We start from the raw sequence: 22380 nt of genomic DNA on the forward strand, positions 1-22380 counted from the left end.
TGAAGGTGGTATGGTCGTCACCAACAATCCCGAATACGAGCGCAAAATGCGGATGCTGCGCGATTGGGGACAAGAACAGAAATACCATCACCTGCTCAAAGGCTATAACTACCGCATGGATGGCATCCAGGGAGCGATCTTGCGGGTGAAGTTACGTCATTTAGACAAATGGACAGAGGCAAGAAGAACACACGCCGCTCAGTATGATAAGTTACTGGCAAGTTCGGAGGTGTCTACTCCTGCTGTCATGCCATACAGTTATCACGTTTACCACGTCTACGCCGTGCGATCGCCCCAACGAGATTGGTTGCAACAGATACTACACAAGCAGGGGATTCAAACAGGCATTCACTATCCCATTCCGGTACACCTGCAACCAGCTTACGCTGAATTAGGATATCAACCTGGGGATTTTCCCCACGCCGAACGAGCAGCGAGGGAAGTCCTTTCTTTACCCATGTATGCCGAACTTGCTCTCAACCAATTAGAAGTTGTAAGTGCTGTAGTACGCGAGAATCTTCCATGTATGAATTGGCAAAAAGTAGGGTAGTCCCAGCTACACACGGCTCCCAAGAGCTGAAACCAGACCCAGAGTTTGAAGTGGGGATGGCAAAACATTTGCGCCATCAGTACAGTAATGACCAATTACTCGAATTGTACAATCGCTTCACGATTGGCGAGGGTGATTTTGACTTGTTAATGCGACGAATTATTTGGCGTACAATGGCACGTCAATTCGGTCATGGCATTCGGATTGGTAGTGGCGTTGGTTTCAAACATTTAGAAACATTTGAGATTGGCGATCGCGTTTTCATTGGTTCGCAAAGTTACATTCAAGGACGCTTTGATGGCAAGTGCGCGATCGGTAACTACGTTTGGATCGGTCCGCAGAGTTACTTTGATGCGCGTGACTTGATAATTGAAGATTATGTGGGATGGGGACCAGGAGCAAAAGTACTTGGTTCAACTCATACCGCATTCCCCATTGATGTTCCAATTATTCAAACCGACCTGGAAATTAAATCGGTAAAAGTAGAAACAGGAGCTGATATAGGGATGAATGCTGTCATTCTTCCTGGGGTAACGATTGGTAAAGGTAGTATTGTTGGTGCTGGAGCCGTTGTCACCAAAGATGTACCACCATTTGCCGTCGTTGCTGGCGTTCCTGCTCGGTTTTTACGCTGGCGAGAAGGATATGAACCATCACAGAGCAATTAAAGCATATGCAAAATAAACGTGTATTAATTACGGGTGGAGCTGGGTTAGTTGGTTCCCATATTGCCGACTTATTAGTCAAAGAAGAAGTCTCGGAAATTATTGTCTTAGATAATTTTACTCGCGGACAGCGCCAAAACTTAGCTCAAGCGCAAGAACGCGGACATTTAGTCATTGTCGAAGGTGACATCCGCGATCGCCAACTGCTTGCTGATATCATGCAGGGTGTAGATATTGTCTTCCACCAGGCAGCGATCCGCATTACTCAATGCGCTCAAGAACCGCGCTTAGCAATGGAAGTTCTCGCCGATGGGACTTTCAACGTCCTAGAAGCTGCGGTCAGTGCTGGGGTGAAAAAGGTAGTCGCCGCCTCCTCCGCCTCCATCTACGGCATGGCAGAAGCATTTCCTACCACAGAAGCGCACCATCCCTACAACAATCGTACGATTTACGGTGCAGCTAAGACATTTAACGAAGGACTGTTACGCAGCTTCTATGACATGTATGGGTTGGACTACGTAGCCTTGCGTTACTTCAACGTCTATGGTCCCCGGATGGATATTTATGGCGTTTACACCGAAGTGCTGATTCGCTGGATGGAACGCATTAGCGCAGGTCAGCCACCACTGATTTTTGGTGATGGCAAGCAGACAATGGATTTCGTCTACATCGAAGATATCGCCAGGGCAAACATCTTGGCGGCTAAAGCCGATGTGACGGACGAAGTGTTTAATATTGCTAGCGGTGTAGAAAGCAGTTTGAACGATCTTGCATACAGTTTGGCTAGAGTCATGGGAGCGGATTTGCAGCCAGAATATGGTGCAGAACGCAAAGTCAACCCCGTACAGCGCCGACTAGCAGATGTCAGCAAAGCTAGAGATTTATTGGGTTTTGAGGCACAAATCTCTCTAGAACAGGGGTTATGTCAGCTTGTCAAATGGTGGCGCGAACAAAAGCTGGCAAAGGAAACAAGCAATGTCTGAGCAGATGCAGAATATTCCAATTGCCAAACCTTGGATGGGTGAAGCCGAGGCAGATGCCGCTAAGCGAGCGATTCTGTCCGGTTGGGTGACGCAAGGACCCGAAGTCGCTGCCTTCGAGCAGGAATTTGCAGCCTATGTGGGGGCAAAGTCTGCTTGTGCGGTTTCTAATTGCACCACGGCATTACATCTAGCTTTGTTAGCCGTGGGGGTAAAACCTGGGGATGAGGTAGTTACCGTCAGCCATTCCTATATTGCCACTGCCAATAGTATCCGATACTGCGGTGCGCTCCCCGTATTTGTGGATATCGAGCCGCATACATACAACATTAATCCGACTTTAATTGAAGCAGTGGTGAGCGAGCGCACCCGCGCGATTCTGGTCGTCCACCAAATGGGAATGCCTTGCGACCTCAAAGCGATTGTGGAGGTTGCGCGTCGCTACAATTTGCCAGTTATCGAAGATGCAGCCTGCGCCATTGGCAGTGAAATTCTCTGGGAAGGACAGTGGCAGAAAATCGGCAAACCCCACGGAGATATTGCCTGTTTTTCCTTCCATCCCCGCAAGGTAATTACGACCGGTGATGGTGGAATGCTAACCACCAGCAATCCTGAGTGGGACAAACAGTTTCGTCTGTGGCGACAGCATGGCATGAGTATTCCCGATACTGTCCGCCACGGCGCAAAGCAAGTGATTTTCGAGTCTTACCCGATGTTGGGCTACAACTACCGGATGACTGACATTCAAGCGGCAGTGGGACGGGAACAGCTCAAACGCTTACCAGAAATTGTCGCACGTCGCCGCTACTTAGCACAGCGATACCACGAACAGCTCTCAGACGTGCCTGGATTGAAATTACCAACAGAACCAGTTTGGGCGCAAAGTAACTGGCAGAGCTATTGCGTCCGCTTACCGGAGCAGTACGACCAGGTGCAAGTCATGCAGGCGATGTTGGATGCAGGAATTTCGACGCGACGCGGGATTATGTGCGCTCACCGCGAAGCGGCATATCAAATTGAGGCTTGGTCGTGTGGTAGCGATCGCCTCATCGAAAGCGAACGAGCTACCGATCGCGCCATTATCTTACCACTTTTCCACCAAATGACCGAGTTGGAGCAAGATCGGGCGATCGCGGTTTTGAAAACTGTTTGTCTTTAAGTGTTGTGCTGAGTGCAATCTAGCAGGAGCAGATCGAGAGAAAGTATATGGAAACACTAGCTAACAAAACACTCAGCCTTTGGCAAGCAGAAGGTCGCCAGCTCATCCCACAAAACTTTGCGACATTTCGCAGCCTGATCTCGCAAGCAAAAGACTTAGCGCAGCAAGGCAACTACGAAGCAGCAGCGGTGTACGGGCAGATTGCAGCTAACTACGCTCAGTTGAACCATTGTGGTTTTTTCGTCAGCTCCGAACTAGAGCAGCTCCTTCTTACCATTGGACGCAAGGCAATCCCAATCGCTTTCGCTCCTCAAAAGGAGACTGCATTGCCCAAAACGGTGAAGCACGTACTTCACGTATCTACCCATCTTTCTGATATCGGCGGTATACCTAGACTCTTGCGGCGCTGGATTCAACAGGATACCGAGCGATCGCACTCAGTTGCTTTGACAAGGCAAGCACTGAACGAAATTCCTCAAACCCTGAAAGATGCTGTAGCCAATAGCCAGGGCAGGATTTACGTATTAAACGACCGCAATGGCGGAATTATCTCGCGTGCCAAAAGGCTACGCGAATGCGCCGCAACAGCGGATATCGTCGTGCTACATACCTGGGAGTACGATGTTGTACCAACAATTGCATTTGCTAATAAAGCACAATCTCCCGCAATTGTCTATACAAATCACGGCGACCATTGGTTTTGGGTAGGAGTTGCTGTCAGTGACGCGATCGCGAATCTCCGCGAGTCTGGAATGCATTTATCTCAGCAGCGCCGAGGGATTGAGGCAAAGCGTAACCTGCTGCTTGCGACGATTTTAGAACCAGCTTGTAGAAAACTGTCGCGATCGCAAGCCAAGCAACAACTTGGAATTGACGAAAACAGTATCATGCTGCTCTCCATTGCCAGAGCAGTTAAATATAAAACGGTTGATGGCGTTAGTTTTGCTGATGCTCACGTTGAATTACTAAAGCGATACGATCGAGCGATCTTGGTTGCGATCGGTCCAGGTCATAGCGACGAAGATTGGTCGGCAGCGATCCAGCAAACCCAGGGAAGAATTCAAGTCTTGGGAGAAACTAAAGATACCGCTGTATTTTATCAAGCTGCCGACATCTATGTTGACTCATTTCCTTTCGTTTCCATTACATCCATACTAGAAGCTGGCAGCTACGGCGTACCCTCGGTGAGTCGCTACCCATACTCTTCCGATCTATGCGGCGTTCTTGGCTCTGATATGCCTGGTTTGACTGGTAATTTGATTCGAGTGCGGGATCTAGAAGAGTATACAGCAGTTTTGTCCCGCTTAGTTGAAGATGAAGAGTTTCGTCTATCGCTTGGGGAAGCCACCAGAAATAAAATAGCCGCAACTCATTGGGGTAGTCATTGGCAGAATGCTTTAAACGAGCTTTATTCTTATGTTGTAGCTCTACCTCAAAAAACTGCGACCTTAGATTTAGTGGATGAGATGTCTTTAGGTGAGCCAGATATCTTCTTACCAAGCGTCAATCAAACCGATATAAAAACAGTTATGCATTGGCATATGCCGCTAATGCCATTCAAACAACGGCTACAGTTGTGGCTCAACTTGGTCAAAAAATACGGTTTTCGTAATAATCATCTGAATTTTTTACTCCCAGAAAAATTGCGATCGCGCTATTACTTGTTGCGCCGTAACTACTCTCATTGGCGTTCTTTACGAAAACGTTAATTAAATTTTTATCTTTACAAATAATATGCTTAAAAACTTACCACCAATTTATTTTTATATTCCTCCCAGCAAATTACCTGCTGGCAACTTACCACAAAACGCTCAGTCTTTCTGGCAGTGGCTATCTTTTCACCGTTCGATATCTCCGATGGCAGGTGGCGGTTGTATTTGGACATTGCAAACTTATCTTTATCTCAACGATCGTGGATTTCCTTGCCAATTAGTACAAACAATGCCTGATGAAGGAATTGTTTTATCTCACCGTGATTTTTTGGATGATTCTCTACAGCCAAGTCCAAAATTACTGATTGTTTGCTTACGAGCAGATGTGGATCGGCATCCTTACGCACAACTACATGTCGTACAAAATCCGTACCAAGCAATACCCAGAAGATTTTTGACACTTTGGGAAAGTTACTTTATTCCTCACTGGACGCAATCTTCTCTGATTCCTCGCGATCCTCAGCGTGGGGATACTTTTGAAAATGTTGCGTTTATTGGAAATGAAACAAATTTAGTTTCTGAATTTCGCGGTCAGTTTTGGCACGAGCAACTAGACGCTTTAGGCTTGCGGTTTCAGAAGAAACTTCTTCACGATTCCTGGCATGACTACAGCGATCTCGATGTCGTCTTGGCTGTCAGAGAATTTGGTCGTAAAAATTATTTTAGAGGCAAGCCTGCATCAAAATTATATAATGCATGGCACGCTGGCGTACCAGCAATTTTAGGATATGAATCTGCCTTCCGAGCCGAGCGCAAAAGCGATCTCGATTATCTAGAAGCAACTTCTTTAACAGAGGTGATTTCATCGCTCAAGCGCCTTCGAGATAACAAGGAAATGCGTCGCGCTATGGTTGAAAACGGGTGGATACGGGCTAAAGAAACACAATCGGAGCAAATGGTGGCAAAATGGCAAACTTTTTTGATCGATAGTGCAATTCCAGCCTATAAAAATTGGTGTTCGATGTCGCCTTGGCAACAGCAAGTCTTTTTTAATACACGTCGTTCTTTCCTTTCATTCCGTCCGAGTTACTACTTTCTAAAGTCACAGGTATTCAACTTTGTAGAAAAAACTGTTCGCGGGAAAAGTAGCTTAACGATCTCAGGTCGCAGACAATAATTTTTACTTGAGTTTTATATTTGTAAAATAACAAAAATACAAAAATATTACTTTTTAAAGTCTAAAGATTATACAAAACATGAAGATAGCATACACAACCACTTATAATGCTCGCTCTTTAGGTACGCAAGGCTGTAATGAATGGTCGGGAACAGGTTATTACATAGCTCAGTCACTCAAGCACCAGGTCGCCAGCGACATAGAGTATATTGGTTCTCTAAAAAATCAATTGACGTTGAAAGCTAGGCTAAAATTGAAGCGGCACTATCACGAGCTTTTTCACAAAACTTATATCAAAACTACGGAACCAATACTTCTTAAGAATTACGCCAATCAGGTTGCTAAAAAACTAGCTCAAAGTGATGCAAATATTATATTTAGTGCCACGGTAGATCCGATCGCATATCTTGAATGCCAACAGCCAATTATTTTCTGGGCAGATGCAACTTTTGCTAACTTAATAGATTTTTATCCCCAATATAGCAATCTATGTCAAGAGTCAATTAGCAACGGACATTTAATGGAAAAAACTGCTCTCCAGAAATCTAAACTAGCAATTTATTCATCTGAATGGGCAGCTCAAACCGCTATTGAATATTATCAAGCCGATCCAGCAAAAGTAAAAGTTGTGCCTTTTGGAGCAAACATTGAAAGTAGTAAAACTCTTTATGAAGTTAAAGATTTAATTGAATCCAGACCCTTAAATCCATGTAAATTGCTATTTATTGGAGTTGATTGGTTCCGTAAGGGGGGAGATCTTGCCCTTAAGGTTGCTCAGGAGTTAAATAACTTAGGCTTGAGTACAGAGCTAACAGTTATTGGCTCTCAACCTATTGTAGAAGGTTCTCTACCTAGTTTTGTTAAACCTTTGGGTTTTATTAGGAAATCTAGTCGCGAAGGTCAAGAGAAAATTCATCAACTCATTAGCGAATCTCACTTTCTAATTTTGCCCTCACTGGCAGATTGCTCGCCCATTGTTTTATGCGAAGCTAATTCACTAGGCGTACCTTGTCTATCCACTAAAGTTGGTGGAATTCCGACAATTATTAAAACAGGTCTAAATGGTGCAACATTTGATAAAGAAGCCGATATTTCGGAGTACTGTAAATATGTAATCCATCTATTTACTAATTATAACGAATACAAAAATTTGGCACTTTCTGCTTTTAATGAATATCAGACGCGACTTAACTGGAAAGTAGCTGGGCGAACCGTGAAGAGATTGCTAGTAGACAACCTAAATTAGAACTGGAGATTTCAGGGGCTAATATGTTTACTTTTAAGAGTTATATTTATGGAAACTAAACCATTAGTTAGCATCATCATCAATAACTATAACTACGATCGCTTTTTAGCAGAAGCAATTGATAGTGCCTTAAGCCAAACTTATCCTCATACTGAAGTCATTGTTGTCGATGACGGATCTACAGATAATTCTCGCAATATTATTGCTAGTTACGGCGAGCGTATCATTCCTATTCTGCAAGAAAATGGCAAACAAGCAGCCGCTTTTAATAGTGGATTTGCAATAAGTCAAGGCGAAATCATTATCTTCTTGGACTCTGACGATTATCTTTTTCCTCATACTGTCGAACGCATAGTTTCTATCTGGAAGCCACATTTAGCTAAAGTACATTACCGCTTAAATGTAGTGGATACCTTTAGTCGATCTCTAGGATATTCCTGTCCGCAAGGTGCATTATTATCGACTGGCGAGGTATGGCGCAGATTACTAGAAGTTGGTGGTTATGGTAGCACGCCTACTAGTGGCAACGCACTCAATCGTAAAGCACTAGAACAAGTCTTCCCGATTCCCGATGAATATAAACTAACTGCTGATGATTACTTATCAATTTCAATTCCTTTTTATGGAGAAGTAGCAGCGATTGAAGAACCTTTAGGTGTGTACCGAATTCATAATAGCAATCAGTGGGCTTTAGCTACAGTGACAGGCGATCGCTTTCATAGATTTGTCCGGCACGATCTACAAAACTATTCCCTGCTATTAGAAAAAGCAAACGAATTAGGATATAAATTACCAAAAGATTTAGAACAACGAGCCATCGGACGTTTATGGTCGCGGATTATTTCCTTACGGTTAGATCCTCAAAATCATCCGATCCCCTCAGATAGACCTCTCTCACTTGTCTATCAGGGAATTCGTTCGCTTTGGAAATACTCGCACTTTAATTGGCAAAAAAGATCGATCTACAGTCTCTGGTTTATTTGGGTGGGATTTATGCCTTTAGCTTTAGCAAAACCAGCGATCGCTTGGTTATACGCACCGCATTTTCGCCCCAAAGCGATCGCTTGGATAATTACAAAAATTCAGGCGCAGGCAAATCGGTCGAAGTTATCTAGTAGTAAAGCATAACTATTTATACATAATAAATATTATGAAAACAGTAGATTCTATTCATAGCAATAAAACAAAATTTAAAACCAACTCTTGTCTGCGAGTTCTTTTTGTCAGCCACGCTTATGTAGTAGGTGTAAATCAGGGAAAACTTCAGGCGATCGCAGAAATTGATGGAATTGAAGTCGGTTTATTGGCTCCTAATAACTGGAAAGCATTGGAATGGAATCGCCGACTTGAACTAGAAACACCGTACTCAAAAATTCAAATTTACAGCGCACCTGTGTTGTTTGCTGGTCGTGGCGGCGCTCATATTTACGCACCTTGGCGAGTTTGGCAAGTGCTGGACGATTTTCAACCTGACATAGTACAAGTCGAAGAAGAAGTTTTCTCAATGTGTGCGTTTGAGCTAGCAATTTGGACGCGAATAACAGGCAAGCAATTAGTTGTATTTGGGTGGGAAAATATGGATCGCAACCTACCTAGATTTCGCCGTTGGGTACGTCAATTTGTACTGAATTCAGCCAGCGCCATTATTGCAGGGAATCATGAAGGAGCCGATTTATTGCGTCATTGGGGATATACAAGAGCGATCGCAATTATGCCTCAGATGGGAGTAGACACGAATTTATTCGCGCCGCAATTATCCCAAGGCGATCGCCAAGAGTTTCATATCGGTTTTTTAGGACGATTTGTTGCGGGAAAAGGAATAGACATCTTATTTACCGCCGTGAGTCAACTGCGACAACGGGGTTTCAATTGTCGCGTCATTCTCTGCGGTTCTGGTACGAGTGAAGCAGATTTGCGTCAGGAAGCAGAAAAACAGCAGATTGCTGACTTGGTAATTTGGGAAAAAGCAGTACGACACGAAGCAGCACCGATCGCAATTGCGCAATTTGACGTACTCGTACTTCCCTCACGCACAACTCCCACCTGGAAAGAACAGTTCGGTCATGTATTAATTGAAGCAATGGCAATGGGTGTACCTGTTATCGGCTCTAGCAGTGGCGAAATTCCACACGCGATCGGACGATCTGACTTGATATTTCCAGAAGAAGACGCAGATCGATTAGCAGCAATTTTAGAGCGGCTAATTTGCGACTCAAATTGGCGACAAGAAGTAAAAAATTACTGTTTGAACAGAGTGCAACAGCACTACTCGCACGAACGAATTGCAGCGCGATCGCTTCAACTATGGCAAACATTGAGGGAATGGGAAGTAGGGAATAGAGAGCGATCGCCGATCGCTGATAACTGATAACTGAGTAAGGGGTTTAAAAATGCGCGTCGCGATCGCACGAACAATGGCTGAATTTAGCATTGATGTCCATACCAACGGTTTAATTTCAGGACTCAAAGCTGTCCGTCCCGATTGGGAAATTATTGAATTAGCACCGCGTTCTTTCGATCGCAATAATTCTTCCTGGTTGCTGAGAGTGCAGAAATATTACGAACGTTTCTGGCGCTATCCTCGTAGAGTTAAACAGCAAACAGCCGATATTTTTCATATTATCGAACCTTGTGATGCTCATCTCGTCTATTGGTTAAAACAGACTGGTCAACCTGCGATCGTCACTTGTCACGACCTGATTAACTTTTTCTACCGCGATAATCTTAAAGGTTCGGTACAATTACCGCTAGTTAGTAGAAATGCTTGGATCTATGCAGTTAAAGGCATGAAATATGCCGATCGCATCATTGCTGTTTCTAGTGCAACCGCTAAAGATACAACTCAAATATTAAATATTGAGCCAGCGCGTATTAGTGTCATTCCTAACGCTGTTGAAGCCATATTTAGACCTCTACCTAAAGTAGAAGTTGAGTCATTTCGCGCTCGACAGGGAATTGACAAGGAAACATTTTGTCTTTTAAATGTTGGCGTAAATCATCCCCGTAAAAATATTTCTAATATTTTACAAGCAGTAGCATTTTTAGTTCAAAAAGGTTTGCCAATACAATTCTGGAAAGTAGGAGCTGATTTTAACACCGAGCAAAAAGAGTTTATCCAAAGTCATAACTTAACTAAATGGATTAAATATTTTGGAAAACCGGATAAATCGACCTTAATACAGTTATATAATGCTGCTAATGTTCTAATTGCTCCTTCATTACACGAAGGATTTGGAATCACTATTTTAGAAGCAATGGCTTGCGGTACTCCTGTCATTACTTCTAATGCCTCTGCTATGCCTGAAGTTGTTGGTGATGCTGGGATTTTAGTTAACCCAAACAATCCGATAGAAATTGCAGACGCAGTAATTTGTTTGCAAAAAGATCTAACGTACTACCAAGACCTTGTAAACAAAAGTTTGCATAGAGTTAAGTCATTTACCTGGGAGAAAACAGCAGAGCAAGTAGCTAAAGTTTATGAAGAATTACTAAGTACCAGATCGTCTAGCGATCGGATTGTTTCTAATAATTACTTAAAAATTACAACGGGGAGGAAGTAGTAAAATGATTGTAATGTCTACAAAAGATTTAGTTAGAAGAACATTACCCCCTTCGGCTGTTATTCACTTAATGGCTGCGATGCATTACCGTAAAGGTGAGCCTGAGTTAAAAATACTGAAATCGCTGGTCGATCGCCAGAAAAATAGTATTGACATTGGGGCAAACAAAGGAATTTATACTTATTTTCTAGCTCGGCTTTCGCGCCATGTCTTTGCTTACGAACCCAATCCAGAACTAGCAGAATTTATTCATAAATCGGCTCGTTCCAATGTGAGCGTCTACGCGATCGCTCTTTCCAATCGTTCGGGACAAGCAAATCTATCAATCCCACTTGTCGATAACTTTTTATACGACCAACTTGGAAGCTTAGAAGAAAAAGCTGTTCCTCAAGGTAGTAAAACATATCAAGTTCCATTAAAAACACTTGACGAGCAAGGTCATACAAACGTTGGCTTTATCAAAATTGATGTAGAAGGGCATGAAGCAGCTACAATTGATGGAGCCAAAAATTTATTGATAACTCAACGCCCAAATCTTTTGATTGAAATCGAACAAAAACATCATCCAGATTGCGATATTTCTGAGATATTTGCGAAGATTCTAGCTTTAGGTTACAAAGGTTTCTTCTTGCTAGATGGAGAGCTTAAGAGTTTAGATAACTTTTCTCTCAAAAAACACCAAAACATCGAGAATTATGCCGGGTTATCCTCTCTAGGAAAAACCTATATCTGCAACTTTATTTTCCAGCCTTCCCAAAGTTAGTTAACAAAAAATTTTATAACCTTACTCCCGCACCCGAACATGAAAATATTAATATCTGCATACTCCTGCGAACCAGGTATGGGTTCCGAGCCTGGTATCGGTTGGAATATTGTTCGCGAGGCTGCCAAATATCACGAAGTTTGGGTACTCACTCGACCTGATGAAAGCCAGAACGAGATTGAGGCAGAACTAGCACGCAACCCCATCCCCAATCTTCACTTTATTTATTTCACTCTTCCCTTTTGGTACGATAGCCGTCGATGGGGACACTCTGGCGGAATGCAATTGCATTATTACTTATGGCAAATTCAAGCATATTTTGTGGCTCGTCGCCTGCATCAGAAAATTGGCTTTGATCTGACGCACCATGTTACTTTTATGAAGTATTGCAATCCTTGCTTTCTATCTTTGCTACCATCCCCCTTCATCTGGGGACCAGTAGGAGGTGGAGAGTCTGCGCCAAATACCTTCTGGGAAGATTTTAGTTGGAAAGCCAAAATTTACGAAATTACCCGCAACTTAATTCGCAAGTTGGGAGAGATAGATCCCTTCGTACATCTGACTACCAAAAAGAGTACTGTAGTCAGAGCAACAACTAAAGATACAGCCGAGCGGCTGTATAAAATAGGCGCAAAGCAGGTACAAATCTTGCCAGGATTCGGATTACCTGAAGAAGATATGGCGCTTCTGACTCAATATGAAATACCTGACGAGACACCAGTAAGGTTTATCAGTGTCGGTAGGCTTTTACACTGGAAAGGCTTTCATCTGGGACTGCGTGCCTTCGCTCAAGCAAACTTACCCAATACAGAGTACTGGATTGTGGGAGAAGGACCGGAATGCGATCGCCTGCAAATTCTAGCACGAGATTTGGGTATCGATCGCAAAGTAAAATTCTGGGGTAAATTACCGCGTGAAAAAGCTTTAGACCTCTTAAAAGATTGCCACGTATTAGTTCATCCCAGTTTGCATGATTCTGGAGGATGGGTATGTATGGAAGCAATGGCAGCAGGTCGTCCCGTTCTCTGTTTGGATTTAGGAGGTCCAGCAATTCAAGTTACAAATGAGACTGGTTTTAAGGTTCCAGCTCTCGAACCCTATCAAGCTGTACGCGACCTCGCAGCAAGTATGATTCACTTAGTTAAAGATCCAGAACTGAGAATTAGTATGGGTTTTGCCGGACGGAAGCGAGTCAGTCAAAACTATAGCTGGAACGCTGTCGGCGAAGATTTGAACAAGCTTTATGCAGAAGTCAAGCGTCAGAAGCCAGGAGCCAGAATGACTAAATAGCTCCTAAAATCCCGTGCCTCTTAGAGTCACGTCTGATACATGGCAATACATATTTAAGGGAGCATCTCAATATGCATATTCTCATTGCTGCTTTACACAGACCTTCCAAACCAACTGGTGTTTGCAGACACGCCGCAAATTTAGCTCAATGCTTAGCTGATACAAAAGAGGTCACTAAAGTAACTTTGATAGTAGGAGCATGGCAGAAGCATTATTTTAAAACTTTTTTTAACTCCAAAAAGATTAATTTAATCGCAATAGATATTGAGAATAGTGCGTTGGCAAGAAATATGTGGTTTTTATTCGGTTTACCAAAATTGGCTAACCGTCTCTTGCCTGACTTAGTTTATATGTCATTTCCTTTCCCCTTTGTAAGAAAGCTGTTCTCATCTCCTGTGATTTCTACGATTCACGATTTATATCCTTATGAAAAACCTGAAGTTTTTGGATATCCAAATGCAATTTTCAACCGCCTATTTCTCAAGCAATGTATAACAAATAGCGATGGTCTAGTTTGCGTGTCTAAATCTACTGCAAACAGCTTAAAATTATATTTTCCAAATCTTCATCTACGCAAACTAGTAACTGTTATTTATAACTACGTGAGTTTGGAAGGCTTAAAATCTAATTCGTCAATTCACTTACCACTTAGCGATCGCGATTCTTTTCTATTAAGTATTGCTCAACATCGAAGTAATAAAAATATTAACTTAGCAATTCAAGCTTTTTGGTCGTTAATTAAAAACAAGTATTTAAAAAATACGACTAAACTAGTTATTGTGGGCAACAATGGACCTGAAACCGAAAAAATTCAGCAGTTAATTAATCGACTTTCCCTTCAAGAACTGGTATTACTGCTTGATTCTATCGAAGATAGTGAATTATGTTGGCTGTATCAAAATTGTGAAATGTTTATTGCCCCTTCGTCGCAAGAAGGTTTTTGTTTGCCTCTAGCAGAAGCTATACATTTTTCTTGTAAGATAGTTTGCTCTGACATCCCAGTATTTAGGGAGATTGGTTCTTCTAACTGTACTTACTTTGACCTGCAAGGAGATCCAGTAAAAAATCTCTCTCAAGCAATGATTAATGCTTTAGAAAAACCTCTCAGTCAAACTGCAAAAGACCTTCGTTTTTCTAAATCAGATGTAGCCCTTCGTTATCTGAAATTTTATGCTGCGGTCGCTAGAAAGAGTCCATTACGTGTTGGTATTTTGCAACGAGTGCAAACTAGTTTTGATAAAATCAGTACCGATAACCAAAATCAATCTACATCGAAAGTTAAAAAGTTTAACCAATAAGTAGGTGAACGTAGATATTTATCGTGAAAAAAAGACAGAAGGTAGAAAGAAATAGATTTGCTCTTTAATTATGTCCGAATACTTAACTCCAAACATTTAGCAGAGGGAACTGAATAGATGCAACCCTTACCTCAAAAAATGGACTTAGCGATCGGCACTAGAACTATAGCAAAAAAGAAGTATATTATTAAGAGTTCAACTCTGATATTTTTTGCCTTTGCTACTGCTTTTTATTCTCGAATTTTTTGTACGATAACTCGCGCTCCTTCATTTCTCAACTTTTTTCACTTTGTGACAGTTGGTTTTGCGCTTGCAGTAGTGCTAGTCACTAACCGCAGTAAAGATCGTAAACAAATTGCGATCGTCAGTTCGCTTTCATCTGCTATCCTGGTTATGCTGGGAGCCATGCTTGTTAGTGCGCTTGTCAATAACGCAGGTTTTATCAATGTAGTTTTTAACTTTTTAATTCTTGCTGAGCCATATCTATTCCTACTAGCAATAGTTTGTATTCCCGTATCATCCGCTAGCATCAAAAAAATCAGAGATTGGACGTTAATTTCGGCTTTGATTAACTTTTTGTTAGCTGAAATTCAAAAACCTTTATTAAGTGCTGGGTTACTTTTTGCCGCAAATGGAATGGATGAAACGGATGGCGTTCAAGGAGTTTTCTTTGCAACAGGAGCAGGCGGTTATGTCTCTACTGCCGTTTCCGTAAGTGCTGCTTTATATTTCTTGCTTTTTTTTAAAACAGTTCCCCTCTGGTTACGAGTACTTAGCTTAATTGGTGCAATTCATCAGATATTGATTGCAGATACAAAACAGGTAATTTTAACTTCAGCATTAGCTTGGATGTTGTTAGGTTTGAGCCAAACTCGAAATGTTAAAAAGTTTTTAATGTATGTAACCTGTATCGTTCTCGCGATCGCAGCTTTTATCTGGGCTGCATATAATCTAGAAGCTTTTGAAGTCTACAAATATTGGTTTTCTAGATCCGATATATATGAGAATTCTGAGACTGGCGGACTTGCCGTTAAAATGCAAGGAATTCATATGGTACTCGCCCATTGGCGATCCCCCTTAAATTGGTTATTTGGGCTTGGACCAGGGCATACACTTGGCAGATTAGGAGGATGGTCAATTCGAGAGTATTGGCACTTATTAAGCCCGCTAGGAGCTTCCAATCCTCCTCTATATGACGACATCTGGAAGTTTATCAATGGGAATTGGATTGCTTTGACAACAACCTTGTATGTTCCTTTGTTCAGTTGGGCAGGAATTTGGGGAGATTTAGGTTGGTTTGGGCTAGGAACTTATTTGTATCTTGGCTTCATTGTATGGCGCAATCTTTGCTTAGATGATTTCAGTAGGTTTCTCGTACTTACTGTAGCAGTTTACGGTTTTTTTCTAACTCAAATGGAGGAACCAGGTTTTATGCTTACTATTGCTCTTTTCATCGGTATTCGATGGCATGAAAACAGAAAAAAGGCGTTAAAACAGTAACGGTTACTACACGTTCGTATTAAAATCAACTCAAGTCGCCAAAGTTTCTGACATCACCGTTTCAGTCTAGATCCAGCTTTCCAAATCTTAGCGCCCCGTTCGTATGCCCCGATATCGGGGGCGCTACCCACAAACCCATCTGTCACCCCAGTAATTGTCATGCCTGCATCGATCGCGGGCGAACCAGATTGTAAGGTAAAATCTGGGATAGATTTTGAATCTGTTGTAGTAGCTTTGGTGAACTTTGGATCGGTTGACTGAAATAAATTGTGAGACTGCTGGCTGGCAGTTATACTCGTCGAACTCCGCAAAATATTGTTGCGCGCTTCAACAGTTTTATCTGTATATATTGAACCGAGAAACGTATTGTTGAAAATCCGATTGTATCCGCGTGGACTACCTGCGACTAGATAAAAGCTATCTTTGCCCCCTGTAATATTCCATACAACATTGTGATGAATTGTACTGTTGTAACTTTCAATATCTAAATAAATACCTCGCGTTCCCCAAAACGGACTGAATGCTTGAGTATCTCGAATCCAATTGTGATGGATAGCTCCGCCTGCAAGATTGATATAGCAACAGATATAGATTGCCCCCAAATCGGTACTCAACATGCCAAAGCGAGAGATATCGTTGTAAGCAATATCGATTTTGTTACCGTCGAAACCTGCGGTATGCCAATCAAAACTGATAGCATCGCGTCCAGCTGCTTCGATTGTATTGTAAGTAATCCGGTGATTAGTACCGTTGATGCGGACTGGAGCGGCGTAAGATGCCATGTAATTGCTGTTAGCAATAATATTATTTGTCACCTTATGTCCAGTACCTTCTAACAATACGCCATTGCCAGAACTCCATTCCACAACTGAGTTTTTCAGCGTATGCTTGCTACCCCGTAACTGTATACCAGTGTCGTGTGCGTGAGATGCAACGATTAAACCATCATCAGAATTAGGTGCTTGCTCGGACTTCGGTAATGGTGGTAGAGTCATGTGGTGCGATACGTACTTGGCGCGGATGCCATCAATCACGACACCTTGACTCGCATTGCTGGTGGTCACTGTACTGGCAAAAAGCTTCAAATTACGCAGTACGATATAAGAGCGATCGCCCAGATCGAAAGCAAAGTTACGCTGCTTTACCTCTACTGAGTTAGGACTCGTACCACCAAGAGTCCAAAGATAGAGGGCGCGATCGCTACCATCATAAAACCATTCGCCTTCACTATCGAGCAACCCCAACTTGCCAACTAGATAGAACCAATATCCACCTCGATCCCAAGGGGCAGTCATTTGTGCTGTCAGCTTTCCCGCCGTACCACCCGTTATCGTCCCGGTGCGAGTGACATACCAATCATTCGTCCATACTGTAGCACCAGCCCAACCCTCTGCTAAATTGGGAATTTCAGCGTTTTCTACGATCGCCGCATTACCACCCTGGCTTCTGACACCACCACCCGCCAGTTTCGGACGCAACGGATCTCTTCCCGTGTTGGGCCACCGCGCTTCTGGCATCATCTCGCCATTGACAAACACTTGATTGGCAAAAAAGCCCGTATCGTTATATCTATTTGTGGGTAAAGACGCATTCGCACGGAAAATAGAACCGCGAAACACCTGCCATCCCTCAACCGGATTCGCACCGGAGATCGTTACGTCCTCTTTGTTGTACGCTGCAAATGTTATCGGTGTAGTCGATGATGTCCCTGAATTTGCGGGGCGAATTGTTTCGCGATAAATTCCAGCTCTTAATAAGCAGGAGTCACCAGGCTGAGCGACATTAGCACACTTTTGCACTGTTTGAAATGGGCGCTCCAACGTACCAGGATTATTATCTGAGCCTTTTGAGGCGACGAAATACTCGCGAGCAACATTCGCAGCATCAAGTGGCGAACTACTGAGTAAATATCCATGCGGATTATCAGAGCGATCTGAGGCAGATATACTGAAGCTGATAAGAATACCAGTGGCAAACAATAAAATTCTCAACTTATTCATGCGATCGCCCGTAAAGCCATAGCTCGGAGTACATTTATGTTGAAATGGCTGAAAGTTAGTGCCATCGTATTCACGGAATACTTGAGTGCTGGATAAATTTTTGATTGTTTTAACCAGGTGGTGCAAATACAAGTACGGGTAAAGAGTGAGGGATTATAAACGAAAAACTTTTCCCTCAATGCTGATTACCCAAGGAGTACCATTCGGTTCGACTGCTATGCCAGTAGCAGCACCAGGGAGTGTCGTCCACTTAGAACCTTGGCGTGAAAGTATTTCAAAACCACCAGCACCAGCTGACTTGCAACCTAGTATCCAAGCTGAGCCATTTTCTCCTACTCCAATCTCCTTTGCACAACCGGAAACTTGTTGCCAACTGTCGCCACTACGTTTGTAAATCTGCCCGCTGGAATTGACAATCCAAGGAGTACCATTCGGTTCGACTGCTATGCGTGCAGCAGCGCCTTCAACTCGATTCCATTGGGAACCTTGCCATGAAAGAATTTCAAAATCCTTAGCTCCAGATTGCTTGCAACCTAATACCCAAACAGAGTTATTTCCCACTGCAATATCTCTCGCACAACCTGCAACTTGTTCCCATCCATTGTTACCGTTGCCTTTGTAGATTTGTCCGCCTGAGTTGGTTATCCAAGGAGTACCATTTGGTGCGACTGCTATGTCGCTACCAAAACCTGGAATCATATCCCACTTAGAACCGTTCCAGGTAAATAAGTAAAAATCTCCAGAGTCATTTGCTTTACCGCAGCCTACCATCCAAACAGAGCTATTATTGCCCACGCCAAGATCTTTTGCACACACTCCGGGAAATTGCTTCTGTACTGACGTTGCTCGATCTGCACATTGAGTCGTTACAGATGCTAAACATGACAAAACAATGATTTTAAAAATCGTTCGTCCCAGTTGAAAACGCATAGATGGTTAATTGAATTGTATGATTTGTATGGTGGAAAAATTTGCTATTTCGATCGCATCTTCATAGATCTATCATCAGATACTTGTCCTTGCAGAAGAAAAAAAATAAGAGATATTTTATAATCGATTCCTAGTCGAGTGTTCCGATCGCCATAGCTCCGATCGCAGTTGTTACAGATAAGATCGAGAGAGAACGCGATCGCACTCAATTAAGACTCAAAATGACAAATCTGCAGCAATCAAACTCTAAAATTAATCAATTTCAGGCGATTGGCAAAAAATTAACGCGCGTCTTGCGGATTAGCGCTACCTTACTCACCTCATATTACGCTTATATGTTGGAATATCGGGCAGAGCTATTTTTATGGGCTTTGTCTGGTAGCCTACCGCTGATCTTAATGGGGGTATGGACGCAAGCAGCCCAAAGCGGACAATTCGGCTTAACGCCTATAGACTTTGCCCGTTACTTCCTCACAGTATTTCTGATCCGACAGTTTACTGTGGTGTGGGTCATTTGGGAATTTGAGAAAGAAGTCGTCGAGGGACGGCTATCTCCCCGCTTGCTTCAACCTTTAGATCCGGTATGGCATCATGTATTTTCTCATATCTCTGAAAGATTTGCTCGCTTACCATTTGCGATCGCCCTGGTCGGTTTGTTTTTCTTCCTCTATCCGCAAGCGTTTTGGATACCGAGTTTAGGTAGTTCGATCTTATTTATAATTGCCGTTCTGCTGGCTTTTACTCTGCGGTTTCTGATTCAATATACTTTTGCTTTGTTTGCTTTTTGGACGGAAAGAGCAAATGCAATTGAAAATTTCTGGTTTCTATTTTACCTATTTTTCTCGGGTCTAATTGCACCTTTAGAGACGTTTCCGCCAATTGTGCGCAATATTGTTCTATGGACTCCTTTTCCCTATCTGATTCATTTTCCTACTTCCTTAATCGTGGGTTTACCAGAAAATGTAGGGCGGGGTTTTTTAATTACAATAGGTTGGTGTGCGCTATTTTTTGGCTTAAATCGTTGGTTGTGGCGACGGGGGTTAAAGCAGTATTCTGGGATGGGAGCTTAAGAGATTATGTCGCGCAAAGTCACCAAGATTGCTTTGCGCCTTTGCGCCTTTACGTGAGATTAATTAAAAGACTTGCTTTTCGTGTAGAACTACTAGAATATGTAGGACGGCGATCGCATTTATCCAATTTATGACCGATATCCCTCAGCCAGGGCAAATATCACCAAATTTTACTGCTATCAACCAGGATGGTAATTTAGTCAGTTTAGCCGATTTTGCCGGACAATGGCTGGTACTTTACTTTTACCCTAAAGATGATACGCCTGGGTGTACGACGGAAGCAAAGGACTTTAGCGAGTATACGCAGGAGTTTAGCAATCTAGGGGCGAAGGTTGTCGGCGTGAGTGTTGATTCTCAACAGTCTCACTGCAAGTTTATTGCCAAACATAATTTGTCAATTATACTTCTGAGCGACCCCGAACATCAGGTTGCTGATGCTTATGGGGCGTGGCGATTGAAAAAGTTTATGGGGAAAGAGTATATGGGTGTCGAACGTTCTACTTTTGCGATCGCACCTGATGGAACTATCGCTCATACTTGGGCAAAAGTCAAAGCTAAAGGTCACGCGATCGCCGTTCTCAATCGTCTGCAAGAATTAACGATGTAAGGGAACACACACTCATTCCAATTAAGATATGTTAAGCTTGGCTCGAACCCTCAGCCTTCCCGGACGATGACCATGCTAGCAGCGATTCTCTACGATCTCGACGGTACGATTGTCAATACCGATCCACTGCACTTTCGCATATGGCAAGCACTCTTGAAAGAGCATGGTATAGAGATCGATGAAGAGTTCTATAAAAATCGCATGAGTGGCAGGCTGAATCCATTTATCGTGCGAGATTTATTTCCAGAATTCTCTTCTGAAGAGGTGATAAAATTTAGCGATCGCAAAGAAGCGGAGTTTCGCGAACTAGCAGCAGAATTGACACCAATACCGGGACTGTTAGAAGCGATCTCTTGGGCTGATGAAAGAGGAATCAAACAAGCCGTAGTCACAAATGCTCCTCCAGAAAACGCTAAGCACATGTTGAGCGTTTTGAACTTAGAACACAGATTCGAGCGGGTGTTTGTCTCGCAAGAAATCGGCATGGCAAAACCCGATCCTGGACCCTATCTCTACGCACTGGCTTACTTTGGCTTAAATGCTCAACAAGCACTTGTATTTGAAGACTCCCCTTCTGGCATTCGTTCCGCTGTGGGTGCGGGAATATCTACAGTAGGAATCGCCTCCTCTCAGACACCAAGCGAACTGTACGATCTGGGTGTTATGCTTGCCATTCCTGACTTTAAGGACTCGCAATTATGGAAACTGTTGGGTAAGTCGGGAGTCGGGAGTGGGAGAGTGGGAGTCGGGGAAGAGAGCTGAGGGAGCAATTTAAAATTTAAAGTTCAAAATTCACGCACCATGCACCACTAATACCTCACTAAACTACCGCAGACTCTAACATTTGAATTGTTCCTTTTGCAGCATTGATTTCAACTTCTAAACCCATTGGTAGTGTCAATATAGTGTCAATGTGACCGATCGCCGCACCATACCAAGCGGGAATTTTTAATGGTTGAATGTGGTTCCAAACAACTTCCTCTAGAGTTAGAGAACCATAATCGGCATCTGGAGTACAGTTAGGACATTGCCCAAATATAAAACCTGCTAGTTTATCGAAGATTCCAGCTAATTTTAACTGTGTCATCATGCGATCGAGTCGATAAATATTTTCGCCAATATCTTCTAAAAATAAAATCGCTCCGTTTAGATTTGGCAAGTATGGCGAACCGACAATTGCCGATAGTACAGATAGATTTCCTCCCAATAACCTACCTTTAGCACGACCAGAATTAATCGTTTGTATTCGATATTTGACTTGCATTAAACGATCTGTATCGCTGCCATCTTTGAAGTTTTTAAACTCTAAAGATTCACCCGCAAATAATATGCGTCGAAAATAATCTGTTTGCTCTGCATTCCAAGAAGAAAAGCCATTTGGTCCATGAAAAGTGACTAGATTAGTTCGAGCTGTAATCCCTAAAATTAGAGCAGTAATATCGCTAAACCCAACAATAATTTTGGGATTTTTACGAATTAATTCGTAATCTAAATATGGTAAAATCCTGCTAGAACCCCATCCACCTGTAATAGGCAAAAGTGCAGCAACTTTAGGGTCGGCAAAAAACTGATTTACATCAGCAGCGCGATCGCGGTCTTGTCCAGCAAGATAACCATAGCGATCCAAGACATGAGGTGCAAGTTTCGGTTCTAACCCCAATCCTCTCACAGCATCGCGGACAATATCTAAATTTTCTCGCACAAATGTCGCCCCAGCAGGGCTAATAATTCCGACAACGGAGCCGGGTTTTAGTCTTGCAGGTTTGATGAGAGAATTCGGAATTCGGAATTCGGAATTCGGAATTCGGAATTGATTTTGACTTTTGGATTTTGGATCGCTTCCTTGTCTCCCTTGTCCAAGTACGGGTATAGATATAGCACCAATACCAGCAATAGCGATCGCGCTTCTGAGAAAATGACGGCGTGGGAACAT

General features: G+C 42.8%; 20 protein-coding genes. 17 read left to right on the top strand and 3 right to left on the bottom strand.

Going from position 1 to position 22380, the window contains the following annotated elements:
* The 14 genes from C7Y66_RS19815 to C7Y66_RS19880 form a co-directional block, all read left to right on the top strand.
* The coding region (locus C7Y66_RS19815; RefSeq protein ID WP_199197530.1) for a DegT/DnrJ/EryC1/StrS aminotransferase family protein at nucleotides 1-550 on the top strand (550 nt) is incomplete at its 5' end.
* A complete protein-coding gene (locus tag C7Y66_RS19820; RefSeq protein ID WP_106546901.1) occupies nucleotides 523-1218 on the top strand; it encodes a DapH/DapD/GlmU-related protein in 696 nt (231 codons plus the stop codon). The genes C7Y66_RS19815 and C7Y66_RS19820, both read left to right, overlap by 28 nt.
* 5 nt (nucleotides 1219-1223) lie before the next feature.
* A complete protein-coding gene (locus C7Y66_RS19825; protein ID WP_106546902.1) occupies nucleotides 1224-2198 on the top strand; it encodes an SDR family NAD(P)-dependent oxidoreductase in 975 nt (324 codons plus the stop codon).
* Nucleotides 2191-3354: a DegT/DnrJ/EryC1/StrS aminotransferase family protein gene (locus C7Y66_RS19830; protein WP_106546903.1), complete on the top strand. Its 1164-nt coding sequence runs from the start codon at nucleotides 2191-2193 to the stop codon at nucleotides 3352-3354. The genes C7Y66_RS19825 and C7Y66_RS19830 overlap by 8 nt, the downstream gene beginning before the upstream one ends.
* A 47-nt stretch (nucleotides 3355-3401) precedes the next feature.
* Nucleotides 3402-5063 (top strand): glycosyltransferase family 4 protein, encoded by a 1662-nt coding sequence (locus C7Y66_RS19835; protein WP_106546904.1) that lies wholly within the window; start codon nucleotides 3402-3404, stop codon nucleotides 5061-5063.
* Between the two features lie 25 nt (nucleotides 5064-5088).
* The gene (locus C7Y66_RS19840; protein ID WP_106546905.1) at nucleotides 5089-6183 is read left to right on the top strand and encodes a hypothetical protein; all 1095 of its coding nucleotides are present in this window, start codon (nucleotides 5089-5091) and stop codon (nucleotides 6181-6183) included.
* 79 nt (nucleotides 6184-6262) lie between these two features.
* Nucleotides 6263-7429, top strand: a complete 1167-nt coding sequence (locus C7Y66_RS19845; protein ID WP_106546906.1) for a glycosyltransferase family 4 protein — start codon at nucleotides 6263-6265, stop codon at nucleotides 7427-7429.
* Between the two features lie 48 nt (nucleotides 7430-7477).
* Nucleotides 7478-8557, top strand: coding sequence for a glycosyltransferase (locus tag C7Y66_RS19850; RefSeq protein WP_106546907.1), 1080 nt, complete (start codon nucleotides 7478-7480; stop codon nucleotides 8555-8557).
* Between the two features lie 22 nt (nucleotides 8558-8579).
* Nucleotides 8580-9797: a glycosyltransferase gene (locus tag C7Y66_RS19855; RefSeq protein ID WP_106546908.1), complete on the top strand. Its 1218-nt coding sequence runs from the start codon at nucleotides 8580-8582 to the stop codon at nucleotides 9795-9797.
* Between the two features lie 22 nt (nucleotides 9798-9819).
* Nucleotides 9820-10989 carry a glycosyltransferase family 1 protein gene (locus tag C7Y66_RS19860; protein WP_106546909.1) on the top strand — a complete coding sequence of 390 codons (1170 nt, stop codon included), beginning with the start codon at nucleotides 9820-9822 and terminating at the stop codon, nucleotides 10987-10989.
* Nucleotides 10990-10993: 4 nt separating this feature from the next.
* Nucleotides 10994-11752 carry an FkbM family methyltransferase gene (locus tag C7Y66_RS19865; RefSeq protein WP_106546910.1) on the top strand — a complete coding sequence of 253 codons (759 nt, stop codon included), beginning with the start codon at nucleotides 10994-10996 and terminating at the stop codon, nucleotides 11750-11752.
* A 39-nt stretch (nucleotides 11753-11791) separates the two neighbouring features.
* Complete coding sequence (locus tag C7Y66_RS19870) at nucleotides 11792-13042, top strand: glycosyltransferase family 4 protein (protein WP_106546911.1); 1251 nt, start codon at nucleotides 11792-11794, stop codon at nucleotides 13040-13042.
* A 71-nt stretch (nucleotides 13043-13113) separates the two neighbouring features.
* Complete coding sequence (locus C7Y66_RS19875) at nucleotides 13114-14340, top strand: glycosyltransferase family 1 protein (RefSeq protein WP_106546912.1); 1227 nt, start codon at nucleotides 13114-13116, stop codon at nucleotides 14338-14340.
* A gap of 117 nt (nucleotides 14341-14457) precedes the next feature.
* Nucleotides 14458-15840, top strand: a complete 1383-nt coding sequence (locus tag C7Y66_RS19880; RefSeq protein WP_106546913.1) for a hypothetical protein — start codon at nucleotides 14458-14460, stop codon at nucleotides 15838-15840.
* A gap of 53 nt (nucleotides 15841-15893) precedes the next feature.
* Here C7Y66_RS19880 and C7Y66_RS19885 read toward each other — a convergent pair whose 3' ends face one another.
* Both C7Y66_RS19885 and C7Y66_RS19890 read right to left on the bottom strand, forming a co-directional pair.
* Nucleotides 15894-17966: a right-handed parallel beta-helix repeat-containing protein gene (locus C7Y66_RS19885; RefSeq protein WP_146149826.1), complete on the bottom strand. Its 2073-nt coding sequence runs from the start codon at nucleotides 17964-17966 to the stop codon at nucleotides 15894-15896.
* A gap of 27 nt (nucleotides 17967-17993) precedes the next feature.
* Nucleotides 17994-18770: a tectonin domain-containing protein gene (locus C7Y66_RS19890; protein ID WP_106546915.1), complete on the bottom strand. Its 777-nt coding sequence runs from the start codon at nucleotides 18768-18770 to the stop codon at nucleotides 17994-17996.
* A 335-nt stretch (nucleotides 18771-19105) separates the two neighbouring features.
* Here C7Y66_RS19890 and C7Y66_RS19895 point away from each other — a divergent pair, with 335 nt between their 5' ends.
* The 3 genes from C7Y66_RS19895 (at nucleotide 19106) to C7Y66_RS19905 (ending at nucleotide 21209) form a co-directional block, all read left to right on the top strand.
* Nucleotides 19106-19840 (top strand): ABC transporter permease, encoded by a 735-nt coding sequence (locus tag C7Y66_RS19895; protein ID WP_370143950.1) that lies wholly within the window; start codon nucleotides 19106-19108, stop codon nucleotides 19838-19840.
* 130 nt (nucleotides 19841-19970) lie between these two features.
* Nucleotides 19971-20447 carry a thioredoxin-dependent thiol peroxidase gene (gene bcp / locus C7Y66_RS19900; RefSeq protein WP_106546917.1) on the top strand — a complete coding sequence of 159 codons (477 nt, stop codon included), beginning with the start codon at nucleotides 19971-19973 and terminating at the stop codon, nucleotides 20445-20447.
* A 72-nt stretch (nucleotides 20448-20519) separates the two neighbouring features.
* A complete protein-coding gene (locus C7Y66_RS19905) occupies nucleotides 20520-21209 on the top strand; it encodes an HAD family phosphatase (RefSeq protein ID WP_106546924.1) in 690 nt (229 codons plus the stop codon).
* 58 nt (nucleotides 21210-21267) lie between these two features.
* On the opposite strand, the gene C7Y66_RS19910 is transcribed toward C7Y66_RS19905, so the two are convergent.
* Nucleotides 21268-22380, bottom strand: a complete 1113-nt coding sequence (locus C7Y66_RS19910) for an LD-carboxypeptidase (protein ID WP_106546918.1) — start codon at nucleotides 22378-22380, stop codon at nucleotides 21268-21270.

This window comes from Chroococcidiopsis sp. CCALA 051 (assembly GCF_003015105.1).
GTDB classification, from domain to species: Bacteria; Cyanobacteriota; Cyanobacteriia; order Cyanobacteriales; family Chroococcidiopsidaceae; genus Chroococcidiopsis; species Chroococcidiopsis thermalis.

What these genes read in the sequence shown, in the direction of transcription:
- C7Y66_RS19820 (WP_106546901.1), top strand. Translation starts at nt 523, where the DNA reads ATGTATGAATTGGCAAAAAGTAGGGTAGTCCCAGCTACACACGGCTCC.
- C7Y66_RS19825 (WP_106546902.1), top strand. Translation starts at nt 1,224, where the DNA reads ATGCAAAATAAACGTGTATTAATTACGGGTGGAGCTGGGTTAGTTGGT.
- C7Y66_RS19830 (WP_106546903.1), top strand. Translation starts at nt 2,191, where the DNA reads ATGTCTGAGCAGATGCAGAATATTCCAATTGCCAAACCTTGGATGGGT.
- C7Y66_RS19835 (WP_106546904.1), top strand. Translation starts at nt 3,402, where the DNA reads ATGGAAACACTAGCTAACAAAACACTCAGCCTTTGGCAAGCAGAAGGT.
- C7Y66_RS19840 (WP_106546905.1), top strand. Translation starts at nt 5,089, where the DNA reads ATGCTTAAAAACTTACCACCAATTTATTTTTATATTCCTCCCAGCAAA.
- C7Y66_RS19845 (WP_106546906.1), top strand. Translation starts at nt 6,263, where the DNA reads ATGAAGATAGCATACACAACCACTTATAATGCTCGCTCTTTAGGTACG.
- C7Y66_RS19850 (WP_106546907.1), top strand. Translation starts at nt 7,478, where the DNA reads ATGGAAACTAAACCATTAGTTAGCATCATCATCAATAACTATAACTAC.
- C7Y66_RS19855 (WP_106546908.1), top strand. Translation starts at nt 8,580, where the DNA reads ATGAAAACAGTAGATTCTATTCATAGCAATAAAACAAAATTTAAAACC.
- C7Y66_RS19860 (WP_106546909.1), top strand. Translation starts at nt 9,820, where the DNA reads ATGCGCGTCGCGATCGCACGAACAATGGCTGAATTTAGCATTGATGTC.
- C7Y66_RS19865 (WP_106546910.1), top strand. Translation starts at nt 10,994, where the DNA reads ATGATTGTAATGTCTACAAAAGATTTAGTTAGAAGAACATTACCCCCT.
- C7Y66_RS19870 (WP_106546911.1), top strand. Translation starts at nt 11,792, where the DNA reads ATGAAAATATTAATATCTGCATACTCCTGCGAACCAGGTATGGGTTCC.
- C7Y66_RS19875 (WP_106546912.1), top strand. Translation starts at nt 13,114, where the DNA reads ATGCATATTCTCATTGCTGCTTTACACAGACCTTCCAAACCAACTGGT.
- C7Y66_RS19880 (WP_106546913.1), top strand. Translation starts at nt 14,458, where the DNA reads ATGCAACCCTTACCTCAAAAAATGGACTTAGCGATCGGCACTAGAACT.
- C7Y66_RS19890 (WP_106546915.1), bottom strand. Translation starts at nt 18,770, where the DNA reads ATGCGTTTTCAACTGGGACGAACGATTTTTAAAATCATTGTTTTGTCA.
- C7Y66_RS19895 (WP_370143950.1), top strand. Translation starts at nt 19,106, where the DNA reads ATGTTGGAATATCGGGCAGAGCTATTTTTATGGGCTTTGTCTGGTAGC.
- bcp (WP_106546917.1), top strand. Translation starts at nt 19,971, where the DNA reads ATGACCGATATCCCTCAGCCAGGGCAAATATCACCAAATTTTACTGCT.
- C7Y66_RS19905 (WP_106546924.1), top strand. Translation starts at nt 20,520, where the DNA reads ATGCTAGCAGCGATTCTCTACGATCTCGACGGTACGATTGTCAATACC.
- C7Y66_RS19910 (WP_106546918.1), bottom strand. Translation starts at nt 22,380, where the DNA reads ATGTTCCCACGCCGTCATTTTCTCAGAAGCGCGATCGCTATTGCTGGT.